Below are 22,228 nucleotides of genomic sequence, written 5' to 3' on the forward strand. Positions count from 1 at the left end.
TCGACCCCATGTCCGTGACCGATGAATATCTGAAGAACAACGAGGAGTACGCCAAGACGTTCTCCGGTCCGCTGCCGTTGCCGCCGAGCAAGCACGTCGCGGTGGTCGCGTGTATGGACGCCCGGCTCGACGTCTACCGGATCCTCGGTCTCCAAGACGGCGAGGCGCACGTCATCCGCAACGCGGGCGGCGTCGTCACCGACGACGAGATTCGGTCGCTGGCGATCAGCCAGCGGCTGCTCGGCACCAAGGAGATCATCCTCATCCACCACACGGACTGCGGCATGCTGACGTTCACCGACGACGGCTTCAAACAGCAGATCCAAGACGAGATCGGCATCAAGCCCGAGTGGGCCGCCGAGTCGTTCGTCGATCTCGAGGAGGACGTGCGGCAGTCACTGCGCCGCATCGAGGCCAGCCCGTTCGTCACCAAGCACGAGTCGTTGCGCGGGTTCGTCTTCGATGTCGCCACCGGCCGACTCAACGAGGTCACGCTGTAGCCCCGCCTACTTATTGCGCGAGCGAGCGTGTCTGCACACGACACGCCGCTAAATAGCAGCACTTCGCGGTCGCTCGTGACCGACGAGCGTGCGCTAACCGATCTTGTGCGTGGCGATCGCCTTCGCCACCGCTTCGCCGTCGGCGGTCACGACATCGACGTCGCAGTTGACCAGGGTCTTGCCGCGACGCAACACCCGCCCGATCGCGACGAGGTCACATGCACGCGCGGGCGCCAGGAACTGCATCGACATCGACGTGGTGACCCCTCGCAGTGACTCTGGAACCGCGGCCTGTGCCCACGCCGCGGCCATCACCGCAACATCGGCCAACGCTGCGATCGCGCCGCCGTGCACCATGTCGCCGACGGTCACGTTGGACTCGTCCCACGGCAGGCGCAGTCGGACCTCGTCGCCGCCGAGCCGCTCGGGCACGATGCCGAGTTTGGCGACGAACGGGGACTGCGGGATGAACTGCGCCATGACGTCGGCGCCCGTCTGGCGCGGGGAAGTGCTGGTCATGGGTCGAGTATCGCCGGACTTCGTGCGGGTTCAATTACCTTGCGGGTAAGCACTGTGCGCACGCTCGCTGCGGTCGAGCGTGCACAGATGACTGAAGTTCCGTGGCGTGTCGTGTGCAGACACGCACGCTCGCGCACGGGCGCGTGCAGAGCCATCCACTCGTTGACACCCCGCGTGGCCTCGGTGTCTAATACCAAGTAATGATCGTAAATATGGTCATTCCTACCAACTTTACGAGGAAAATATGACGGCCACCACCGAACACGCTCATGCGGGGCGCTACGAGCTCAGTCACCTGCGGTCATTGGAAGCCGAGGCCATCCACATCATCCGCGAGGTGGCCGCAGAGTTCGAGCGGCCCGTGCTGCTGTTCTCCGGCGGCAAGGACTCCATCGTGATGCTGCATCTGGCGCTCAAGGCCTTCCGGCCGGGCCGGCTGCCATTCCCGGTCATGCACGTCGACACCGGGCACAACTTCGACGAGGTGCTGCAGACGCGCGACGAACTCGTCGAGGAGTTCGGCGTCCGCCTGGTCGTGGCCAAGGTGCAGGACGACATCGACGCCGGGCGTGTGGTCGAGACGATCCCGTCGCGAAATCCGCTGCAGACGGTGACGCTGCTGCGGGCCATCCGCGAGAACAAGTTCGACGCCGCGTTCGGCGGCGCGCGCCGCGACGAAGAGAAGGCGCGCGCCAAGGAGCGGGTGTTCTCCTTCCGCGACGAGTTCGGCCAGTGGGACCCGAAGGCCCAGCGACCCGAGCTGTGGAACCTCTACAACGGCCGCCACCACAAAGGCGAGCACATCCGCGTGTTCCCGCTGTCGAATTGGACCGAGTTCGACATCTGGTCCTATATCGGCGCCGAGAAGATCAAGCTGCCGTCGATCTACTACGCCCACCGTCGCAAGGTGTTCGAACGTGACGGGATGCTGCTGGCGGTGCACCGGTACCTGCAGCCGCGCAAGGACGAAGAGGTCGTCGAGAAGACCGTGCGGTTCCGCACCGTCGGCGATGTCACCTGCACCGGATGTGTGGAGTCCCGCGCCGCAACGGTTTCCGAGGTCATCGCCGAGACGGCGGTATCGCGGCTGACCGAACGCGGCGCCACGCGCGCCGACGACCGCATCTCCGAGGCCGGCATGGAGGACCGCAAGCGAGAGGGCTACTTCTGATGACCAGCACCACCGAGCGGCCCGCGTCCAATTCGCGGCCCGCCGCGACGCTGCTGCGGATCGCCACCGCGGGTTCCGTCGACGACGGCAAGTCGACCCTCATCGGCCGGCTGCTGTTCGACTCCAAGGCCGTCATGGAAGACCAATTGGCCTCCGTCGAGCGGACGTCCAAGGAACGCGGTCACGACTACACCGATCTCGCGCTGGTGACCGACGGCCTGCGGGCCGAGCGTGAGCAGGGCATCACGATCGACGTCGCTTATCGCTACTTCGCTACGCCCAAGCGCAAATTCATCATCGCCGACACTCCGGGCCACATCCAGTACACCCGCAACATGGTCACGGGTACGTCGACCGCGCAGCTGGCGATCGTCCTCGTCGATGCGCGCCACGGCCTGCTCGAGCAGTCGCGCCGTCACGCGTTCCTCGCATCGCTGCTCGGCATCCGGCACATCGTGCTCGCCGTGAACAAGATGGACCTGATCGATTGGGACAGAGAGCGGTTCGAGAAGATCCGCGATGACTTCCACGACTTCGCCGCGCGCCTGGACATCCACGATGTGACGACGATTCCGCTGTCGGCCCTCAACGGCGACAACGTCGTGACCAAGTCCGACAAGACGCCGTGGTACGAGGGTCCGCCGCTGCTGACGCACCTGGAAGAGGTGTACATCGCAGGCGACCGCAATCTCGTCGACGTCCGATTCCCCGTCCAGTACGTGATCCGCCCACAGTCGCTGGAACACCACGACCACCGCAGTTACGCGGGCACCGTCGCCAGCGGCGTGATGAAGGTCGGCGACGACGTCGTCGTGCTGCCCGCGGGTCTGCCCTCACGCATCTCGGCGATCGAGGGTCCCAATGGTCCTGTCGACGAAGCGTTCCCGCCCATGGCGGTGGCGATCAGCCTGACCGACGACATCGACATCTCGCGCGGCGACCTGATCGCGCGACCGAACAACCAACCCCGGGTGGCACAGGAATTCGACGCCACCGTCTGCTGGATGGCCGACGGGTCCGCGTTGGAGCCCGGCCGCGACTATCTGATCAAGCACACCACCCGCACGACGCGGGCACGGGTGACGGCGTTGGACTACCGGCTCGACGTCAACACGCTGCACCGGGACAAGGAGGTGACTGCGCTCAAACTCAACGAGCTGGGCCGCATCTCGCTGCGGACGCAGACGCCGCTTCTGCTCGACGAGTACAGCCGCAACGCGACCACCGGCTCGTTCATCCTGATCGACCCGAACACCAATGGCACGGTCGCCGCGGGCATGATCTTGCCGCAGGTGACCGCCCGCACCTCGAGCCCGAACACCGTGCGGCACGAGTCGTTGTGCAAGGCCGAGGACCGGCTGAGCAAGGGCAGGACGGTGTGGTTCACCGGCCTGTCGGGGTCGGGTAAGTCTTCGGTGGCCATGCTGGTGGAGCAGAAGCTGATCGAAAAGGGCGTTCCCGCCTATGTTCTCGATGGTGACAACCTGCGCCACGGGCTCAACGCCGATCTCGGCTTCTCGATGGCCGACCGTGCCGAGAACCAGCGCAGGCTGGCGCACGTCGCGGCGATCCTCGCCGATTCCGGACAGGTGGTGCTGGTGCCCGCGATCAGTCCGCTCGAGGAACACCGCGCCCTGGCGCGGAAGGTGACCACCGAGGCGGGCCTCGACTTCTTCGAGGTCTTCTGCGACACGCCCCTGGAGGACTGCGAGCGACGCGACCCGAAGGGCTTGTACGCCAAGGCCCGCGCCGGGAAGATCACCCACTTCACCGGAATCGACAGTCCCTACCAGCGACCGAAGAACCCGGACCTGCGGTTGACTCCCGACCGCGACCCCGAGGAGCTGGCGGTCATGGTCATCGAGCTGCTGGAAAGCCGCCAGTGAGCGATCACGGTCTCGCTGCACAGCTGGCCACAGCGGCGGGAAAGCTTCTGCTCGACGTGCGCACCGAGCTGGCCGACGCCACCGGAGCCGAGCGAAAAGCTGCCGGGGACAAGCGTTCCCACGACTTCCTGATGGAAGCCCTGGCGACCGAACGGCCGAATGACGCGGTGCTGTCGGAGGAGGGCGCCGACAACCCCATCCGCTTGAGCGCCGAACGCGTCTGGATCGTCGACCCCCTCGACGGCACCCGGGAATTCTCCGAACTCGGGCGCGACGACTGGGCCGTGCACGTCGCACTGTGGGAGGGCGGTGAACTCGTCGCGGGCGCGGTCGCACTTCCGGCGCAGGACATCACGTTGGCCACTCCCACGGTGCCGCCGCCGCCTGCCGCCCCCGACACGCCGCGGATCGTCGTGTCTCGCACACGGCCGCCCGCGATCGCGCTCGCGGTGCGCGACGCGCTCGGCGGCACGTTGGTCGAAATGGGCTCGGCGGGGGCGAAGGTCGCTTCCGTCGTCCAGGGTCTTTCGGACGTCTACGTGCACGCGGGTGGGCAGTACGAGTGGGATTCGGCGGCGCCCGTCGCCGTTGCCCGCGCCGCCGGCCTGCACACCTCGCGCATCGACGGGTCCCCGCTCCTCTACAACCGGCCTGACCCGCTGCTGCCTGACCTCATCGTCTGCCGGCCCGAGCTCGCCGAAGCGGTGCTGGCCGTCACTCGTGATTGACTGTGTCCATGCGCATGTCGGCCAAAGCGGAGTACGCCGTTCGCGCGATGGTGCAGCTGGCGACAGCTGACGAGGGCGTCCTCGTCACGACCGACGACCTCGCCAAGGCGCAGGGCATCCCGTCGCAATTCCTGGTCGACATTCTTGCGGCACTGCGCACCGACCGCCTCGTGCGCAGCCACCGCGGTCGTGAGGGCGGCTACGCGTTGGCCCGGCCGGCGAAGGACATCAGCCTCGCCGACGTGTTGCGGTGCATCGACGGCCCGCTGGCCAGCGTCCGTGACATCGGGCTCGGCGACCTGGCGTACACCGGCCCGACGACGCCGCTGACCGACGTCTGGCGTGCACTGCGCGCGAGCATGCGATCGGTGCTCGAACAGACCAGCGTCGCCGACGTGGCCGCCGATGCGCTGCCCAAACACGTCCGCAAGCTCGCCGACGACTACCGCGATCAGGAAACCAAGCGCGGCCACTCGCTCAACTAGCCGGTCGGCCCGCGGGGGATCCGTAAGGCCGGGTGATGATCTCGAGGTAGTGGCCCGCCGGATCCTGAAAGTAGACGCCGCGACCGCCGTCGTTGTGGTTGATCTCGCCGGGCCGCATGCCGCGGGGGTCGGCCCAGTGCTGCAGGCCGCGCTCGCGGATGCGGCCGTAGATCTCGGAGAACTCGTCCTCGGACACCAGGAATGCGTAATGCTGCGGGCGGATCTCCTCATCGGGACCGACCTGCGCGAAGTCGAGGCTGGCGTCGTGCGCCAATCCGACGGCAAGGAAATGCCCGAACTCCTTGGCGGCGGGTAGGCCGAACAACTCGGTGAAGAACCGGGCCGATTCCTCACGGTCTCTTGCGGCCACGATGGTGTGGTTGAACGTGATCGCCATACCGATTCAGTCAACCACCGTGGTGGTGCACCCGGCAACGATGCACGATGTACCCATGGTGGACATCGAGTTGGTCAACGGCCCGAGGATCACGTTGCGTGCGCCGACCCTCGACGACGCGGAACCCCTCTTCGAGCGGGTCGCGTCGGATCCAGAGGTGACGCACTTCATGGCGTGGCGAACGCACCGCGATGTCGGCGAAACCCGACGCGTCCTCACCGAAGTGTTCAACGTCGGTGGCGAGACGACCTGGCTGATCGATCTGCGCGGCGACGGTCCGATCGGGGCGATCGGCTGGCGGCGACCGCAGCCGCACCACATCGACTTCGGCTACTACCTGGGGCGGCCGTGGTGGAAGCAGGGTTTCATGTCCGAGGCGGTACGGCTGTTGTTCGACAAGGCGCACCGTGATCCGACCCTCTACCGCATCTCGGCGTACTGCCACGTCGACAACGAGGCATCGGCGAACCTGCTCCGGCGCAATGGGCTCCGCCTGGAGGGTCGCCTGGCCCGCTACGCGTTGCTGCCGAACATCAGCGACGAACCGCAGGACTGCCTGCTCTTCGCCAAGGCGGTGCGCTGATGTTCGATCTGCGCGACCTCACCGCGGCGATTCTCGTCGCGCCGATGGCCGGCGGTCCGTCGACCCCCGAGCTCGCCGCCGCAGGTAGCGCGGCCGGTGGCTTGGGATTCGTGGCCGGGGGCTATCTCACGGCGCAGGTGTTCGCCGAACGCATCAGCGCCGCACAGAGCCTGACCACCGGTCCGGTGGGCGCGAATGTCTTTGTCCCGCAACCATCTGCGGCCACACCCCAGGCGATCGCCGAGTATGCCGCGGCGTTGGGCCCCGACGCCGAACGTTACGGCGCCGCGCTCGGTGAGCCCCGGTTCGACGACGACGCCTGGGCGGGCAAGCTCGACGTTCTGCTCGATCTGAGGCCCGCGGTGGCGTCGTTCACCTTTGGCCTGCCCAGCGCCGAGGAGATACAACGCCTGCGTGCGACGGGTATCACGACGGTGGGCACCGTGACGACGTTGGCCGAGGCCCGGCAGGCCGTCGAGCGCGGCGTGGACGCGGTGGCCGTGCAGGGGCCCGCGGCGGGAGGACATCGCGGCACCTTCGACCCCACCGTCCGGCCGTCCGACGTCCCGTTGGACGAGCTTCTGGCCTCGGTGGTCGCCGACGTCGACGTGCCCGTCGTCGCCGCGGGAGGCCTGATGAGCGCCGACGACATCGACCGGATGCTGCGCGCCGGTGCGGTGGCCGCACAACTGGGCACCGCGTTTCTTCTCGCCGACGAGGCCGGCAGCAGCGCCGTACACCGTGCCGCACTACAAGACCGTTCCTTCACCGAAACGGTTGTGACGAAGGCATTCTCGGGCCGCTACGCGCGTGGGCTGCGTAACCGGTTCGTCGACGACCACGAGGACCAGGCACCGCTGGGTTACCCCGAGGTGCACTACCTGACCAGCCCGTTGCGGGCGGCCGCCGTGCGCGCGGGCGACCCGCACGGCGTGAACGTGTGGGCGGGTAAGGGCTTCCGCGAGGCGAAGCCGGGTTCGGTGGCCGACATCATCGGCAGGCTCACCTGAGGGTCACTTCGGGGCGCTCAGCTCCAGCGCGATGTTGTCCGGGTCGCGGAACTCCAGGATGTACATCGGGCCGATGTCCTTGATGGGTTCGTGGTCGATGCCGAGATCGTCGAGATGGCTTTCGGCGGAATCGAGTTCGTCCTTGCTGTTCAGTCGGAACGCGACGTGGTCGAGGCCGGTGCGGTCCTCGTCGAAGGTGTCGGTTCCCACGGGCCGCAAAGCGACGAGGACGCCACCGAGGTCGTAGATGACGCCGCCGTACAGGAAGCTCAACGCCTCGCGAGTGGCCGCATTGGCGCCCTCCGGAAGCTCGATGAACACGCGCCAGCCGAACACCGACTCGTAGAACTCCCGCGACCGTTCGATGTCGGTGACCGTGAGCCGGAGGTGCGCGATGGACGTGGTGGTGATCGCCATGCCCCACATGCTGCCAGTCGTGCCAGAATCGCCGTCGTGCAAATCGGAATGACGATGCCGGTCATGGAACCCGACCTCGACGCGAAGACGCTCGAGACCTGGGCCCGCGTGATCGACGAAGGGCCGTTCTCGTCGCTGTGCTGGGGTGAGCGCATCGCGTTCGACAACCCGCATTCGCTGACGTTGCTCGGGGCGCTCGCCGCGTGGACCGAGCGCGTCCGGCTCGTGACGACCGTCATCGTCCCGCAGTTGCACGATCCCGTGATGCTGGCCAAGGCGCTGGCCACCGGCGACATGCTCTGTGGCGGCCGGTTGACGGTCGGTCTGGGCGTGGGCGGCAGGGAGGAGGACTACCGCGCGGTGGGCGCGGACCCGACCGGCCAAACAATGCGCGGGATGGCCGATCGTGTTGCGGTGATGCGCAGAATCTGGGCGGGGGAGAAGGTCACCGAATCCGTCCTCCCGGTCGGTCCGGTGCCGGTTCAGCCCGGCGGACCCAAACTGTTGGTCGGCACGATCGGGCCGAAGACCGTCCGCAGCGCGGCCCGATGGGCCGACGGGCTGGCAGGCACGACGCTCGATCTCGACGTCGACCGGCAGAACGAACTGTTCGACGTCGCCCGCACCGCGTGGGCCGAGGCCGGTAAGCCGGCACCGCACCTGGCGACGTCGTTCTGGTTCGCGATCGGCGAGGGTGAACAGCCCCGCGAGCAGGTACATCGACACTTGCGGCGGTACATGAACTGGATCCCCGGCGACATCGTCGACGCGATGGCGCCCACGACGGGTTGGGCGGGCACCGAACAGGAACTTCTCGATGTTCTACACCGGTTCGAGGACGTCGGTACCGACGAAATTCACCTGATTCCAACGAGTTCGGACATCGAGCAGGTGCGCAGGGTCGCCGAGGTGATCAGCGGGTTCGCTCCGTAGGGCGGTTGGCGCCCCGATGAACCGCAGTGGCAGGATGGTCCTGTCGGGGAAGTCGTGAGGGTCGCATGGCGTTGGACTGCAATACGAGCGTCCATAGCAGCGGCGGGGGCAGATTGCCGAGAGGAAATCACGATGACGATGACAGGATTGAAGAGGTTAGCGGCCGGAGCCGTGATGGTCGGGGCATTGGGATTCGCCGCAGGCCTCGGCGCGGGCCAGGCGGTGGCCGACGACCACTGGTGGCACCCGCCAGGACCGGGGCATATCGTTCCGCCACCAGGGCATATCGCGCACATCCCGGGGGTTCCGCCGCCCGGGCACATCGCCCATATCCCCGGCGTTCCGCCGCCCGGACATTGGGACAAGCCCTGGAAGTGGTGGAGGTGACCCGGGGCCGCCGCTAGAACTTCAGGTGGTGGCTGGTGTCGCCGACCTGGTCGATGAAGATGGTGCGAGTGTCGAACCACCACGTACCGTCGATGCGATGGAACGTGTCGCGGTAACGGCCGGTCACGATGACCTGCAGAGGTAGATCCGGTGTCGCTTGCGTGACGCAGTAATAGGCGCTCCCGCGGGCGGTACCGGCCTCGTCGTCGACGCGCACAGTGACGTTCGTGGTCAGGTGTTTGGTCCTCGGTGTGCCGTCATCGTAGAGGCGCACCGCCATCTCGAACATCTGGCGTGCGCGGTTCGCACCCTCGAACACCGTGTCCGGCGGTCCGTGCTCGACGGCGTTGATCCGCCCGTGGGCGAAAAGTGCGCCGACACCTTCGAGGTCGCCGGCATCGATTCGCTCGGCGTATGCGTAGACGAGATTCTCGATCTCGCGGGCGGAGTCGCTCATCGGCGAGTAGACAACCAGCACCGATGTGTCGTGTCAACGATCGCCGGTGTCGGGGTCGTCGCTAACCTCATGCGATGGCTACGAACTGGTCGCCGAGCAGGCTGGGCAATCTGAGCGGACAGCGGATCGTCGTCACCGGCGCGACGAACGGCGTCGGGTTGGCGACGGCGCGGGCGTTGGCCGGTGCGGGCGCGCACGTGATCCTCGCCGTGCGCAACCTCGAACTCGGCGCACAGCGGGCGGCGGAGATGGGCGGAGACACCTCGGTGCTCAAACTCGACCTCGCCGATCAGTCGTCGGTGCGCGCCTTCCCCGAGTTGCTCGAGGGCGACGTCGACATCCTCATCAACAACGCGGGCCTCGTCGCGCAGAACCGGCGCGAGACGGACGACGGTTTCGAGATCACGCTCGGCACCAACTTCCTCGGACCGTTCGCGTTGACCAACCTGCTATTTCCACGGGTGCGCTCGAAGATCATCAACGTGGGCTCCGACGCGCACAAGTCGGCGACGTTCAACTTTGACGACCCGCATCTGCGCTCGAGCAAATGGTCGGCGTTCCCGGCCTACGCCCGGTCGAAGCTGGCCGTGATGTTGTGGGGGCTGCAGCTCGACCTCCGACTGCGTGAGGCCGATTCGCCGATCAGCAGCTTCCTCACGCATCCCGGCTGGGTGGCGTCCAACCTGTCGAACGTCTCGGAAAAGCCAGTCATGGCCGCGTTTCACGGTGTGGTCAAGACGGTGGCCCGGGTGCTCGCCAACGATCTCGACGCGGGCGCCGCGCCGACGTTGTACTGCATCACCGAGCCGATCCCGCCCGGCAGCTATGTCGGCATCGACAGCCGGTACGGCCTGAAGGGTGGGCCGACGCTGAGCGGACGCGGCGCGGTCGCGTGCGATTACGACGACGCCCGCAAGTTGTGGGAGTTCGCGGAGAAGGAGACCGGCACCAGCCTGCCGGTATAGTCAGCCGCTCGCGATCTACGCGACGAGCAGCACGAGACGCACCTTCGCTTCTCAGGTTCATCATCCCGTTGGTATATGGACGTACTCAGGCTCAGTACAGCGAATTCACATACAGCAGAGTTACTTTGGTATTACCCCTCTCAATAAGCATGGAGGTGAGAGGTAATGAAGATTGGATCACTCGCCGCTCTTTTTACGTCCGGAGCCGTCGCCGCCGTTATCTTAACGCCGGTGGCGCAGGCCGCACCCACGGCAGAGCCCACAGCTAGTTCCGTTCAATCCGTTGGTAATCAACAGATTCAGCCGTCACCGATGAGATGCACCACCACCAGAGTGGCAAGCATGTGCATGTCGCCCGGTAACGCGCAGATCAACGACTCCCCGCCGTTCGTCGACAACTATCCGATGTACGGCTACTTCCCGTGGATACTGTGACCGCCATCCTCTACCGAGCTTATCCGCAAGTGCTGATTCCGCCGATTGCGTTGGGGTGGTCGACGGTTGGTGAGGTTGTGTTGACCTTCCGGGAGGACACCACATGACCATCGACGATCACCGCGCTGACGAGCTCAATGCGAACGAACCACTTGATGCGCTGCTCGATCCGCGTGCTCGACCGACATCAAGCCTCGAAAGACTCGATGAACGTGAGTTCGCCGGCGGCATTCCGCAAGTGCGCGCGAATGTTCCGTCGTTTCGGCTCGGTCGGCGGTGGGTCAATTGCTTATGGTTGGTGCTACTGGGCTGCGTCGGGATCGTGATCGCCATCCTGGTAGCAAGACAGTTGCGGCAGTACGACTGGATGCAAAGCTTCATCATCGAGTATCCGGGTACCGCAACAACTTACGCACCGGCGGTAAAATCAGGCTTCCCGGCCTGGCTGCGCTGGCAGCATTTCTTCAACATCGTGTTCATGATGTTCATCATCCGTGCGGGGCTGCAGATACTCGCCGACCACCCACGGTTGTACATGAACTCAGGATGTCGGCCGGGTACCGAATGGTTTCGGATGCGCGGCCCGGTTCCACCCGACCGGATGGACAAGAGCAACCCGTCGCGGGTGTGGACGTCGAAAGATGACGCCGTTGCGCTTCCGAAGTGGCTGGGGATACCGGGGATCCGCCATTCGATCGGGTTGGCGCGCTGGTGGCACTTCAGCTTTGACCTGTTGTGGTTGCTCAACGGCGTGGTGTTCTACGTGCTGCTGTTCAGCACGGGCCAGTGGCAGCGGCTCGTGCCACAGTCGTGGACCGTCTTTCCGAACGCGTTGTCCACCGCGGTGCAGTACGCCTCCCTCGATTTCCCGGCCAACGCGGGTTTCACAACGTACAACGGCCTGCAAATCCTGGCCTACTTCGTCACAGTGTTCATTGCGGCGCCGTTGGCCCTGCTCACCGGCTTGCTCCAAGCGCCGGCCGTGGCCGCGCGGTTCGGCACTGGCCGTGGTGTGCTGAACCGGCAGGTGGCGCGCACCGTCCACTTCGGCGTCCTATGTTGGATGCTGCTGTTCATCGTCTGCCACGTCACCATGGTGCTCGCCACGGACGCCGTGCAGAACCTGAACCACATCACTTTGGGGACCGATACGCGTTCAAACTGGGCGCTGGCGATCGTCGGGGTAGCCGCTGTGGTGGTGGTGTTGTTATGGCTCATCGCGACTCCACTGACCATCCGGTACCCCAGGCTCGTCCAGAGCACCGGCCGGTTCATCGTCGGCTGGGCCAAGGACCTAATGGAACGCACGACCTCGCGAGCCAGCTACCAGGAAAAAGACATCACACCCTACTTCTGGATGAACGGTCGGTTGCCGGACTCCGAGTACTACCGGCGGCTGCAGCGATCCGGATGGTCGGAGTACTCCCTGCGTGTCGAAGGGCTCGTCGAGAATCCGGTGCGCTTGTCCTATGAAACCCTGCTGGCGATGCCGAAACGGGTGCAGATCACCCAGCATTACTGCATTCAGGGTTGGTCGGGGGTGGCCAAGTGGGGCGGGGTCGGCATGAGCGACCTTCTCGACATCGTCCGTCCGCTTCCTACGGCGCGGTGGGTGGTGTTCTACTCCTTCGCCGACGGCGCCGAACCGAACACCGGTAGGTACTACGCCTGCCACAAGATCGAGCACATGCGCTCGCCGATGGCGATGTTGGCCTACGAGATGAACGGCCAACCGCTCAGCGAGGCCCACGGCGCGCCGTTGCGGGTGCGCAATGAACTCGAACTCGGCTTCAAACAGGTCAAATGGGTTTCGGCCGTCGAGTTCGTGGCAGATATTGGTGACATCGGATGGGGGCACGGCGGCTATAACGAGGACCACGAGTACTTCGGATATCGCATGCCGATCTGACCTACGACGTCCATCCAGGCATCCCGTAACGGCCGTCGACTCGGCTGACGGGTTGATCCTCGGTAGCGGATGCTTGCAACCGACCGATTAGCGAAGTATCCGAGTATTTCTCGAAGTCGCGATTTGATGCAGCCCCATTAACGTCTTGACGGCTGATCACGAAGTGGTGACTGAGTGCCCCCGGCAGGATTCGAACCTGCGGCCTTCTGCTCCGGAGGCAGACGCTCTATCCCCTGAGCTACGGGGGCGCGTGAACAACGGCGCCGATGGGCCTGCACAGCCTAACGCATCCGAGTCATCGGAAACGGATTCGGGGGCTGATCACCCCAGACCATAGGATGGACCCTCGTGACCCCCGCCGATCTGGCCGACCTGCTCAAGACCACCGCCGCCGCGGTGCTGGCCCAGCATGGGCTCGACACGTCAGCGCTGCCGGAGACCGTCACCGTCGAACGCCCCCGCAACCCCGAGCACGGCGACTACGCCACCAACCTCGCTCTTCAGCTGGGCAAGAAGGTCGGCGCCAACCCGCGCGAGCTGGCCGGCTGGCTCGCCGCGGCGCTGGCCGACACCGACGGCATCGCCGCCGCGGACGTCGCGGGCCCGGGTTTCGTCAACCTGCGCATCGAGGCCTCGGCGCAGAACGTGATCGTCTCCGACGTCCTGGCGGCCGGCGCGGCCTACGGCAACTCAGAGGCGCTCGCAGGCCAGAACATCAACCTCGAGTTCGTCTCCGCCAACCCGACGGGGCCCATCCACATCGGCGGCACCCGCTGGGCCGCCGTCGGCGACGCCCTCGGCCGCCTGCTGTCCACCCAGGGCGCCGCGGTCACCCGCGAGTACTACTTCAACGACCACGGCGCACAGATCGACCGGTTCACCAACTCCCTGATCGCGGCAGCCAAGGGCGAAGCGACCCCCGAGGACGGCTACGCCGGCGACTACATCAAGGACATCGCGGCGCAGGTGCTCGCCAAGGAACCCGATGCGCTGGGGCTCCCCGCCGATCAGATGCACGAGACGTTCCGCGCCATCGGCGTGGATCTGATGTTCGCTCACATCAAGCAGTCGTTGCACGATTTCGGCACCGACTTCGACGTCTACACACACGAAGACTCGATGCACACCTCCGGGCGCGTCGACCAGGCGATCGCGCGACTCCGTGAAGCGGGCAGCATCTACGAAAAGGAGGGCGCGACCTGGTTGCGCACCACCGATTACGGCGACGACAAGGACCGTGTCGTCATCAAGAGCGACGGCGCTCCGGCCTACGTCGCCGCCGACATCGCCTACTACCTCGACAAGCGCGAGCGCGGATTCGACCTGTGCATCTACATGCTGGGCGCCGACCACCACGGCTACATCGCCCGCCTCAAGGCGGTGGCGGCCGCGCTGGGGGAGGACCCGGCCACGGTCGAGGTGCTCATCGGTCAGATGGTCAACCTCGTACGTGACGGTCGACCCGTCCGAATGAGCAAGCGAGCAGGCACGGTGATCACCCTCGACGACCTGGTCGAGGCGATCGGCGTCGACGCCGCCCGGTACTCGCTCATTCGTTCGTCGGTCGACAGTCCGATCGACATCGACCTCGAACTGTGGTCCTCGGCGTCCAACGAAAACCCGGTGTACTACGTGCAATACGCACACGCACGGCTGTCCGCCCTGGCCCGCAACGCCGCCGAACTCGGCGTCGTGCCCAGCGCCGACAACCTGCAACTGCTGACCCACGACAAGGAAGGCACGCTGATCCGCAACATCGGGGAGTTCCCCCGCGTGCTCAAAATGGCTGCGGCACTGCGCGAACCGCACCGCGTCTCGCGATACCTCGAGGACCTGGCCGGCGACTACCACCGGTTCTACGACTCCTGCCGCGTGCTGCCCCAAGGTGACGAGGCGCCCAACGAACTGCATGGTGCGCGCCTGGCCCTGTGCCAAGCCACCCGCCAGGTGATCGCGAACGGGCTTGGCATCCTCGGCGTTTCCGCTCCGGAGCGGATGTGATCGCCCATCCCGCCGGACCCCGGCACGCCGAAGAGGTGCACCACGCCGGTGCCCCGCCTCGCCCCCAGTCACCGTCCGAGCTTTCCCTGCTCGCGCCGAACGTCTGGCCACGCAGCACTGCCCGCGGCGCCGACGGCGTGGTGTCGATCGGCGGAGTTGCCGTGACCGACATTGCCGCGGAGTTCGGGACCCCGACGTTCGTGGTCGACGAAGACGATTTCCGGTCGCGCTGCCGCGAGATCGCCGACGCGTTCGGTGGTGGTGAGAACGTGCGCTACGCCGCCAAGGCGTTCATGTGCACCGAGGTCGCCCGCTGGATCGCCGAAGAGGGACTCTCGCTCGACGTGGCCAGCGGCGGTGAGATGGCCGTCGCGCTGGCCGGCGGTTTTCCTGCCGAGCGAATCGCGTTGCACGGCAACAACAAATCGGTCGCCGAGCTGACCGCCGCCGTCAAGGCCGACATCGAGCACGTCGTGGTCGACTCGATGATCGAGATCGATCGCCTCGACGAGATCGCCGGCGCCGCGGGCGTGGTCCAGGACGTACTGGTCCGGGTCACGGTCGGCGTCGAGGCCCACACGCACGAGTTCATCTCCACCGCGCACGAGGACCAGAAGTTCGGGCTCTCGTTGGCATCCGGCGCCGCTATGGACGCCGTACGCCGGGTGTTCGAAACCGACCATCTTCGGCTGAAGGGTCTGCACAGCCACATCGGCTCGCAGATCTTCGACGTCGCGGGCTTCGAGATCGCCGCGCATCGGGTGATCGGCCTGCTGCGCGACGTCGTCGCCGAGTTCGGGGTCGACAAGACCTCGCAGATGTCGATCGTCGACCTCGGCGGCGGTCTGGGCATCTCCTATTTGCCGCAGGACGATCCGCCACCCATCGCCGATCTGGCGGCGAAGCTCACCGCTATCGTGCGCGACGAGTCGGCCGCCGTCGGGCTGCCCACGCCTCGGCTTGTGGTCGAGCCGGGCCGCGCGATCGCCGGTCCCGGGACGATCACGCTCTACGAGGTGGGCACCGTCAAGGACGTCGCCGTCAGCGCGACCGCGCACCGGCGGTACGTCAGCGTGGACGGCGGTATGAGCGACAACATCCGCACATCGCTCTACGGCGCGGAATACGACGTCCGGCTGATATCGCGGCAGACCGACGCTGAACCCGCCATCAGCCGCATCGTCGGAAAGCATTGCGAGAGCGGCGATATTGTCGTACGCGACACCTGGATGCCCGACGACATCCGGCCCGGCGACCTGTTGGGGGTCGCGGCGACCGGCGCCTACTGCTATTCGATGTCGAGCCGTTACAACCTGATCGGTCGCCCCGCCGTGGTGGCCGTGCGCGACGGGCAGGCCCGCCTGATATTACGCCGGGAGACGGTCGACGACCTGCTGAGTCTGGAAGTGAGGTAACGATGAGTGACTCCGAGAAACCCATCGGCGTAGCGGTCCTCGGCTACGGAAACGTAGGCAGCCAAGTCGTGCGGATCATCGAAGAGAGCGCCGAGGACCTGGCCGCACGGATCGGCGCCCCGCTGGTGCTGCGGGGTGTCGGCGTCCGCCGGGTGGCCGAGGATCGCGGTATCCCCATCGACAAGCTGACCGACAACATCGAGGAACTCGTCTCCCGCGACGACGTCGACATCGTCGTCGAGTTGATGGGGCCCGTCGAACCCGCGCGCAAAGCCATACTCGCGGCGCTGGAGCAGGGCAAGTCTGTCGTCACGGCCAACAAGGCGTTGATGGCGGTGTCGACCGGCGAATTGGCGCAGGCGGCTGAAACTGCCCGGGTCGACCTGTATTTCGAGGCCGCGGTCGCCGGTGCGATTCCTGTCATCCGCCCGCTGACCCAGTCGCTGGCGGGCGATTCCGTCGTCCGGGTCGCGGGCATCGTCAACGGCACCACCAACTACATCCTCTCGGAGATGGACAGCACCGGCGCCGACTACAACAGCGCGTTGGCCGACGCGAGCGCCCTCGGTTACGCCGAGGCCGATCCGACTGCCGACGTCGAGGGATACGACGCCGCGGCGAAGGCCGCGATCCTGGCCTCGATCGCGTTCCACACTCGCGTCACCGCCGACGACGTCTACCGCGAAGGCATTACCAAGGTCAGCAGCACCGACTTCGAATCGGCCAAGGCACTCGGCTGCACCATCAAGCTGTTGGCCATCTGCGAGCGGCTCACCGGAGACGAGGGACAGCAACGGGTTTCGGCGCGCGTCTACCCCGCACTGGTTCCGCTGGATCATCCACTCGCCGCCGTCAATGGTGCGTTCAATGCGGTCGTGGTCGAGGCCGAAGCCGCGGGCCGGCTGATGTTTTACGGGCAGGGGGCCGGTGGTGCGCCAACGGCCTCTGCGGTGATGGGCGACCTCGTAATGGCGGCCCGCAACCGCGTGCAGGGCGGTCGCGGACCACGCGATTCGAAATACGCCAAGCTGCCGATCGCGCCGATCGGCTTCATCCCGACCCGGTACTACGTCAACATGAACGTCGCCGACCGCGCCGGTGTGTTGTCCGCTGTGGCAGCCGAATTCGGCAAGCGCGACGTCAGCATTGCCCAGGTCCGGCAGGAGGGCATGGTCGACGAAGGTGGCCAGCGCTGCGGCGCGCGCATCGTGGTGGTGACCCACCAGGCCACCGACGCCGCGTTGTCGGAGACCGTGGCGGCGCTGGCCGACCTCGACGTCGTGCAGAGCATCAACAGCGTGCTGCGCATGGAAGGAACGACCGAATGAGTGCCTCAGCGCAGGCCGTGCACCAGCCCTGGCCCGGGCTGATCGCCGCGTACCGGGACCGTCTTCCGGTCCAGGACAATTGGACACCGATCACCCTGCGTGAAGGCGGCACTCCGCTGCTGCCCGCCCCGGGGCTGTCCGAACTGACCGGTTGCACAGTGCATCTCAAGATCGAGGGGCTCAACCCGACCGGCTCGTTCAAGGACCGCGGCATGACCATGGCCGTGACTGAGGCCGTGGGCCGCGGCCAGCAGGCGGTGCTGTGCGCGTCGACGGGCAACACCTCGGCATCGGCCGCGGCCTACGCGGCCAGGGCAGGCATCACCTGTGCGGTGCTGGTGCCGCAGGGCAAGATCGCCATGGGCAAGCTGGCGCAAGCGGTCATGCACGGCGCCAAGATCATCCAGATCGACGGCAACTTCGACGACTGCCTGGAACTGGCACGCAAGATCACCGCCGACTTCCCGACCGTATCGCTGGTCAACTCCGTCAATCCGTACCGGATCGAAGGACAGAAGACCGCGGCCTTCGAGATCGTCGACGCGCTGGGCGTCGCGCCCGATGTGCACTCGCTGCCGGTCGGCAACGCCGGCAACATCACCGCCTACTGGAAGGGCTATACCGAATACCACCGCGACGGCGTCTCGGATCGTCTGCCGCGCATGCTGGGCACGCAGGCGGCCGGTGCGGCACCGCTGGTGCACGGTGAGCCGGTCAAGAACCCGGAGACCATCGCGACGGCCATCCGGATCGGCTCGCCCGCTTCGTGGGCCACCGCCGTGGAGGCGCAGCAGAAGTCCGACGGTCGCTTCTTGGCCGCCACCGACGACGAGATCCTGTCGGCCTACCACCTGGTGGCCAGCACCGAGGGTGTGTTCGTCGAACCGGCGTCGGCGGCCAGCATCGCGGGTCTGCTCAAATCGATCGAAGATGGTTGGGTGGCGAAGGGTTCGACCGTGGTGTGCACGGTGACCGGCAACGGGCTCAAGGATCCGGACACCGCGCTCAAGGGCATGCCGCCGGTCATCGCGGTGCCCGTGGATCCGGTCGCCGTCGTCGAGCAGCTGGGGCTGGGATAGCCGGTGACTCACGTACTGCCATCAGGACTGAGGGCCACCTCCGTGGTGGCGGCATCCAGCGCGAATCTCGGCCCGGGCTTCGACAGCCTGGGCATCGCTTTGAGTCTGTACGACGAGATCGTCATCGAGACAACTGATTCCGGCCTGACAGTCGAGGTCGAAGGCGAGGGCGCGGGCCAGGTGCCGCTGGACGAGACCCATCTGGTGGTTCGGGCCATCCGGCGAGCGCTACAGGAGTTGGACATCAGCGTCGCGGGCATGACGGTGCGCTGCCGCAACGACATCCCGCACTCGCGAGGGCTCGGCTCGTCGGCCGCAGCGGTGGTCAGCGGGCTCTCGGTCGTCAACGGCCTTGCGGCACAGGTGGGTTCGGCGCTTCTGTCCGAGCGTGACCTGGTCCAGTTGTCTTCGGAGTTCGAGGGCCATCCCGACAACGCCTCGGCCGCGGTGCTCGGTGGCGGGGTGGTGTCATGGACCGCGGGGGAGGAGTCCGCGCCCCGCTACGAAGCCGCGCCGATCCGGGTGCACCCCGATATCCGCCTGTTCGCCGCGATTCCCGACGAGCGGTCGTCGACCGCCGAGACCCGCGTGCTGCTGCCGGAGAAGGTCAGCCACGCTGACGCGCGGTTCAACCTGAGCCGGGCGGCGCTGATGGTCGTCGCCCTGACGACGCGGCCCGACCTGCTGATGCCGGCGACCGAAGATGTGCTGCATCAGCCGCAACGTGCGTCGGCGATGCCGGGTTCCGCGGAATACCTGCAGGTATTGCGGCGTTGTGGAGTGGCAGCGGTGCTGTCCGGGGCCGGGCCTTCGGTGCTCGCGTTGAGTACGTCAGCGGAGCTGCCGACGGAAGCCCTGGAGTTCGGCATCGCGAATGGATTCACCGTCAAAGATATGACCGTGGGTGAGGGCGTCGCCTGGACGTCGGGCGCGGCGGTCCGGAGCTGATCGCGCGAGAACAGCAATCACAGGAGCAACACGACACACATGTCTTTCTTGCTTCCCGTCCCGATGCGGGATATTCTCGCTGTCGTCCGGCAATCGCAGCGTCTCTACCTGCGCCGACACTAGGACACCACCAATTCTTCTCGTAGATGACGGTTCGCCGCACACCGGCGAAGTCCGCCCATCACCGTTGCAGGGGCAATGGTGGGGCCCATGCGTTCAGTGGATGGACTGATCGCACCGAACCCCCGCACGACTCGGTCTGCGAGGGAAAGAAAGGAAATCCGTGACTGAAACGGACCTGATCACGGCTGGGGGCAGCAGCGAAAACAGCGAGCTGTCGAACCCCGTGAATTCAGACACCTCGACTTCTGCGGCGGCGGATTCGCCGAACGCCACGCCGAGCGCAGAGACCGCTCCGACCGCGGACGTCGCCTCTGACAATCGCTCCGGCTCGCTGTCGACCATGGTGCTGCCCGAGCTGCGCGCCCTGGCCAAGGAAATCGGCGTCGAAGGCGCGTCCGGCATGCGCAAGGGCGAACTGGTCGCCGCAATCCGGGAACGGCGCGGCGAGTCCAACGGCCGCGGACAGCCGTCCGCCGGTGGCGAGGCGCCCGCGCCGAACGAGGCCAAGAAGGCCGAGCCTGCCAAGGACGCTCCGAAGGGGTCGGCCGAAACCGGCGACTCCGACCGCTCGTCGAACACCGACACCGAGCAGCAGCCCCGGCGCCGTGAGCGTCGCGGCGCGTCGCGCGGAACCGGCGCACCCGACGGCTCGGGTAGCCAGAACGACAACGCCGCTCAGGACACCAAGTCCAACGAGCGCCAAAACGATCAGCCCAACAAGTCGGACGCCAAGTCCGAGGGCGATCAGCAGCAGGGCGACCAGCAGGGTGGCCAGAACCGCGGCGGCGGCGGCAACAACAGCAACAACAACAACGACGACGACGGCGAAGGCCGCGGCGGTCGTCGGGGTCGCCGATTCCGGGACCGCAGGCGCCGTGAGCGCGGCGGAGACGGTGGTGGGGACCGCGACACCGAACTGCGCGAGGACGACGTCGTTCAGCCCGTCGCGGGCATCCTCGACGTGCTCGACAACTACGCGTTCGTCCGCACCTCCGGCTATCTGGCCGGCCCGAACGACGTGTACGTCTCGATGAACATGGTGCGCAAGAACGGTCTGCGTCGCGGCGACGCCGTGACCGGTGCCGTGCGCGTGCCCCGAGATGGAGAAGGCGGCGACAAGAACCCGCGGCAGAAGTTCAACCCGCTGGTGCGTCTGGACACCGTCAACGGCAAGCCCGTCGACGAGGCCAAGAAGCGGCCGGAGTTCAACAAGCTCACGCCGCTCTACCCGAATCAGCGGCTGCGCCTGGAGACGACGACCGAGAAGCTCACCACCCGCGTCATCGACCTGATCATGCCGATCGGCAAGGGCCAGCGCGCGTTGATCGTGTCGCCGCCGAAGGCCGGTAAGACCACGATCCTCCAGGACATCGCGAACGCGATCACCACCAACAATCCGGAATGCCACCTGATGGTGGTGCTCGTCGACGAGCGTCCGGAAGAGGTGACCGACATGCAGCGCTCGGTCAAGGGCGAGGTCATCGCCTCGACGTTCGACCGGCCGCCGTCCGACCACACCCAGGCCGCCGAGCTGGCGATCGAGCGGGCCAAGCGGCTCGTCGAGCAGGGTAAGGACGTCGTCGTGCTGCTCGACTCGATCACCCGCCTCGGCCGCGCTTACAACAACGCGTCGCCGGCCTCGGGTCGCATCCTGTCCGGTGGTGTGGACTCGACCGCGCTGTATCCGCCGAAGCGGTTCCTTGGCGCGGCCCGCAACATCGAAGAGGGCGGCTCGCTGACGATCGTCGCCACCGCCATGGTGGAGACCGGGTCGACCGGTGACACGGTGATCTTCGAGGAGTTCAAGGGCACCGGCAACGCCGAGCTCAAGCTCGACCGCAAGATCGCCGAGCGGCGCGTCTTCCCGGCCGTCGACGTCAACCCGTCCGGCACCCGCAAGGATGAGTTGTTGCTCTCGCCGGACGAGTTCGCGATCGTGCACAAGCTGCGTCGAGTGCTGTCCGGTCTGGATCCGCATCAGGCCATCGACCTGTTGATGAGCCAGCTGCGCAAGACCAAGAACAACTACGAGTTCCTGGTGCAGGTCTCCAAGACCGCGCCGGGCTCGATGGACGCCGACTAGATCTCAGCGAAGCCACTCACTGGTAGGGGTCGGTGATCTCGCGTAGCGCTACCAGCGCGTCGCGAAGGTGCTGAAATCGGCTCTCGCCGAGGTAACTTCGCCACTCGTTCTCGACCTCGGCGATCTCGTCGCCGGCGACGCGGCACACCGCCATGCCTTTGTCGCTCAACGTGACAAGCCTGGCGCGCGCATCGTTCGGGTCGGGTGAGCGCAGCACGTATCCTGCGCGTTCGAGTTGATCGAGTAGTTCGCTGGCGGTCTGTTTGGTGACGCGCGCCTGCTCGGCCAGATCCGTCAGTCGCATGCCTTTCGCGTTCACGTGCCGCAGGTCGAGGCGCTGCATGAGCCTCGACTGCGCGAGCGTGATGTCGTCGGCACCCGCTGCGACCAGCGCCTCCATCACGCGTGTCTCGGCAGCGCGATGGCCGATGAACATCAAGGTCGCGGTGCTCACCCAGTCGGTCACCCG

General features: G+C 66.3%; 22 protein-coding genes and 1 tRNA gene. 17 read left to right on the forward strand and 6 right to left on the reverse strand.

What is annotated here, in order from left to right; genetic code table 11:
• The first annotated feature begins 8 nt into the window (after positions 1-8).
• Positions 9-500: a beta-class carbonic anhydrase gene (locus tag A5752_RS19065; protein ID WP_067088633.1), complete on the forward strand. Its 492-nt coding sequence runs from the start codon at positions 9-11 to the stop codon at positions 498-500.
• Between the two features lie 93 nt (positions 501-593).
• On the opposite strand, the gene A5752_RS19070 is transcribed toward A5752_RS19065, so the two are convergent.
• Entirely contained in the window at positions 594-1,019 is a 426-nt protein-coding gene (locus A5752_RS19070) for a PaaI family thioesterase (protein ID WP_067088636.1), read from the reverse strand.
• A 244-nt stretch (positions 1,020-1,263) separates the two neighbouring features.
• Here A5752_RS19070 and cysD point away from each other — a divergent pair, with 244 nt between their 5' ends.
• From cysD to A5752_RS19090, 4 genes are read left to right on the forward strand one after another with little or no spacing between them, the layout of a single operon-like run.
• Complete coding sequence (gene cysD, locus A5752_RS19075) at positions 1,264-2,190, forward strand: sulfate adenylyltransferase subunit CysD (protein ID WP_067088639.1); 927 nt, start codon at positions 1,264-1,266, stop codon at positions 2,188-2,190.
• The gene (gene cysN / locus A5752_RS19080; protein WP_067088642.1) at positions 2,190-4,076 is read left to right on the forward strand and encodes a sulfate adenylyltransferase subunit CysN; all 1,887 of its coding nucleotides are present in this window, start codon (positions 2,190-2,192) and stop codon (positions 4,074-4,076) included. Before cysD ends, cysN begins: the two co-directional genes overlap by 1 nt.
• Complete coding sequence (locus A5752_RS19085; RefSeq protein ID WP_067088645.1) at positions 4,073-4,804, forward strand: 3'(2'),5'-bisphosphate nucleotidase CysQ; 732 nt, start codon at positions 4,073-4,075, stop codon at positions 4,802-4,804. Before cysN ends, A5752_RS19085 begins: the two co-directional genes overlap by 4 nt.
• An 8-nt stretch (positions 4,805-4,812) precedes the next feature.
• Complete coding sequence (locus A5752_RS19090; protein ID WP_067088748.1) at positions 4,813-5,289, forward strand: Rrf2 family transcriptional regulator; 477 nt, start codon at positions 4,813-4,815, stop codon at positions 5,287-5,289.
• On the opposite strand, the gene A5752_RS19095 is transcribed toward A5752_RS19090, so the two are convergent.
• The gene (locus A5752_RS19095; protein ID WP_067088647.1) at positions 5,282-5,686 is read right to left on the reverse strand and encodes a VOC family protein; all 405 of its coding nucleotides are present in this window, start codon (positions 5,684-5,686) and stop codon (positions 5,282-5,284) included. The genes A5752_RS19090 and A5752_RS19095 overlap by 8 nt on opposite strands.
• Before the next feature lie 55 nt (positions 5,687-5,741).
• Between A5752_RS19095 and A5752_RS19100 the strand changes: the two genes are divergently transcribed.
• Positions 5,742-6,269, forward strand: coding sequence for a GNAT family N-acetyltransferase (locus tag A5752_RS19100; RefSeq protein ID WP_067088754.1), 528 nt, complete (start codon positions 5,742-5,744; stop codon positions 6,267-6,269).
• Positions 6,266-7,279, forward strand: a complete 1,014-nt coding sequence (locus tag A5752_RS19105) for a nitronate monooxygenase (RefSeq protein WP_082963971.1) — start codon at positions 6,266-6,268, stop codon at positions 7,277-7,279. Before A5752_RS19100 ends, A5752_RS19105 begins: the two co-directional genes overlap by 4 nt.
• Positions 7,280-7,282: 3 nt before the next feature.
• Here A5752_RS19105 and A5752_RS19110 read toward each other — a convergent pair whose 3' ends face one another.
• Positions 7,283-7,696, reverse strand: coding sequence for a VOC family protein (locus A5752_RS19110; protein ID WP_067088758.1), 414 nt, complete (start codon positions 7,694-7,696; stop codon positions 7,283-7,285).
• A gap of 48 nt (positions 7,697-7,744) precedes the next feature.
• Between A5752_RS19110 and A5752_RS19115 the strand changes: the two genes are divergently transcribed.
• Both A5752_RS19115 and A5752_RS27205 read left to right on the forward strand, forming a co-directional pair.
• Complete coding sequence (locus tag A5752_RS19115; RefSeq protein WP_067088651.1) at positions 7,745-8,629, forward strand: LLM class flavin-dependent oxidoreductase; 885 nt, start codon at positions 7,745-7,747, stop codon at positions 8,627-8,629.
• A gap of 132 nt (positions 8,630-8,761) precedes the next feature.
• Entirely contained in the window at positions 8,762-9,016 is a 255-nt protein-coding gene (locus A5752_RS27205; RefSeq protein WP_082961973.1) for a hypothetical protein, read from the forward strand.
• A 13-nt stretch (positions 9,017-9,029) separates the two neighbouring features.
• On the opposite strand, the gene A5752_RS19120 is transcribed toward A5752_RS27205, so the two are convergent.
• Positions 9,030-9,473, reverse strand: a complete 444-nt coding sequence (locus A5752_RS19120) for a nuclear transport factor 2 family protein (protein WP_067088761.1) — start codon at positions 9,471-9,473, stop codon at positions 9,030-9,032.
• A gap of 74 nt (positions 9,474-9,547) precedes the next feature.
• On the opposite strand from A5752_RS19120, the gene A5752_RS19125 reads away from it, so the two are divergent.
• Together A5752_RS19125 and A5752_RS19130 are read left to right on the forward strand one after the other, a co-directional pair.
• Positions 9,548-10,438 (forward strand): SDR family NAD(P)-dependent oxidoreductase, encoded by an 891-nt coding sequence (locus A5752_RS19125; RefSeq protein ID WP_067088654.1) that lies wholly within the window; start codon positions 9,548-9,550, stop codon positions 10,436-10,438.
• A 538-nt stretch (positions 10,439-10,976) separates the two neighbouring features.
• Entirely contained in the window at positions 10,977-12,782 is a 1,806-nt protein-coding gene (locus A5752_RS19130) for a molybdopterin-dependent oxidoreductase (RefSeq protein ID WP_082963972.1), read from the forward strand.
• Between the two features lie 175 nt (positions 12,783-12,957).
• On the opposite strand, the gene A5752_RS19135 is transcribed toward A5752_RS19130, so the two are convergent.
• A tRNA-Arg gene (locus A5752_RS19135) sits at positions 12,958-13,030 on the reverse strand.
• 100 nt (positions 13,031-13,130) lie between these two features.
• Between A5752_RS19135 and argS the strand changes: the two genes are divergently transcribed.
• The 6 genes from argS to rho all read left to right on the forward strand — a co-directional run bounded on the left by argS (position 13,131) and on the right by rho (position 21,759).
• Positions 13,131-14,783 (forward strand): arginine--tRNA ligase, encoded by a 1,653-nt coding sequence (argS, locus tag A5752_RS19140; RefSeq protein WP_067088658.1) that lies wholly within the window; start codon positions 13,131-13,133, stop codon positions 14,781-14,783.
• A gap of 35 nt (positions 14,784-14,818) precedes the next feature.
• Positions 14,819-16,198 carry a diaminopimelate decarboxylase gene (gene lysA, locus A5752_RS19145; RefSeq protein WP_197500681.1) on the forward strand — a complete coding sequence of 460 codons (1,380 nt, stop codon included), beginning with the start codon at positions 14,819-14,821 and terminating at the stop codon, positions 16,196-16,198.
• A 2-nt stretch (positions 16,199-16,200) separates the two neighbouring features.
• Complete coding sequence (locus A5752_RS19150; RefSeq protein WP_067088663.1) at positions 16,201-17,526, forward strand: homoserine dehydrogenase; 1,326 nt, start codon at positions 16,201-16,203, stop codon at positions 17,524-17,526.
• The gene (gene thrC / locus A5752_RS19155) at positions 17,523-18,605 is read left to right on the forward strand and encodes a threonine synthase (protein ID WP_067088666.1); all 1,083 of its coding nucleotides are present in this window, start codon (positions 17,523-17,525) and stop codon (positions 18,603-18,605) included. The genes A5752_RS19150 and thrC overlap by 4 nt, the downstream gene beginning before the upstream one ends.
• 3 nt (positions 18,606-18,608) lie before the next feature.
• Positions 18,609-19,553: a homoserine kinase gene (gene thrB / locus A5752_RS19160; protein WP_067088669.1), complete on the forward strand. Its 945-nt coding sequence runs from the start codon at positions 18,609-18,611 to the stop codon at positions 19,551-19,553.
• A 283-nt stretch (positions 19,554-19,836) separates the two neighbouring features.
• The gene (gene rho / locus A5752_RS19165; protein ID WP_067088672.1) at positions 19,837-21,759 is read left to right on the forward strand and encodes a transcription termination factor Rho; all 1,923 of its coding nucleotides are present in this window, start codon (positions 19,837-19,839) and stop codon (positions 21,757-21,759) included.
• A gap of 16 nt (positions 21,760-21,775) precedes the next feature.
• Here rho and A5752_RS19170 read toward each other — a convergent pair whose 3' ends face one another.
• Positions 21,776-22,225, reverse strand: a complete 450-nt coding sequence (locus A5752_RS19170; RefSeq protein ID WP_067088675.1) for a MarR family winged helix-turn-helix transcriptional regulator — start codon at positions 22,223-22,225, stop codon at positions 21,776-21,778.
• Positions 22,226-22,228 lie beyond the last annotated feature (3 nt).

The sequence above is a fragment of the Mycobacterium sp. 852002-51961_SCH5331710 genome (assembly GCF_001665535.1).
GTDB lineage: Bacteria > Actinomycetota > Actinomycetes > Mycobacteriales > Mycobacteriaceae > Mycobacterium.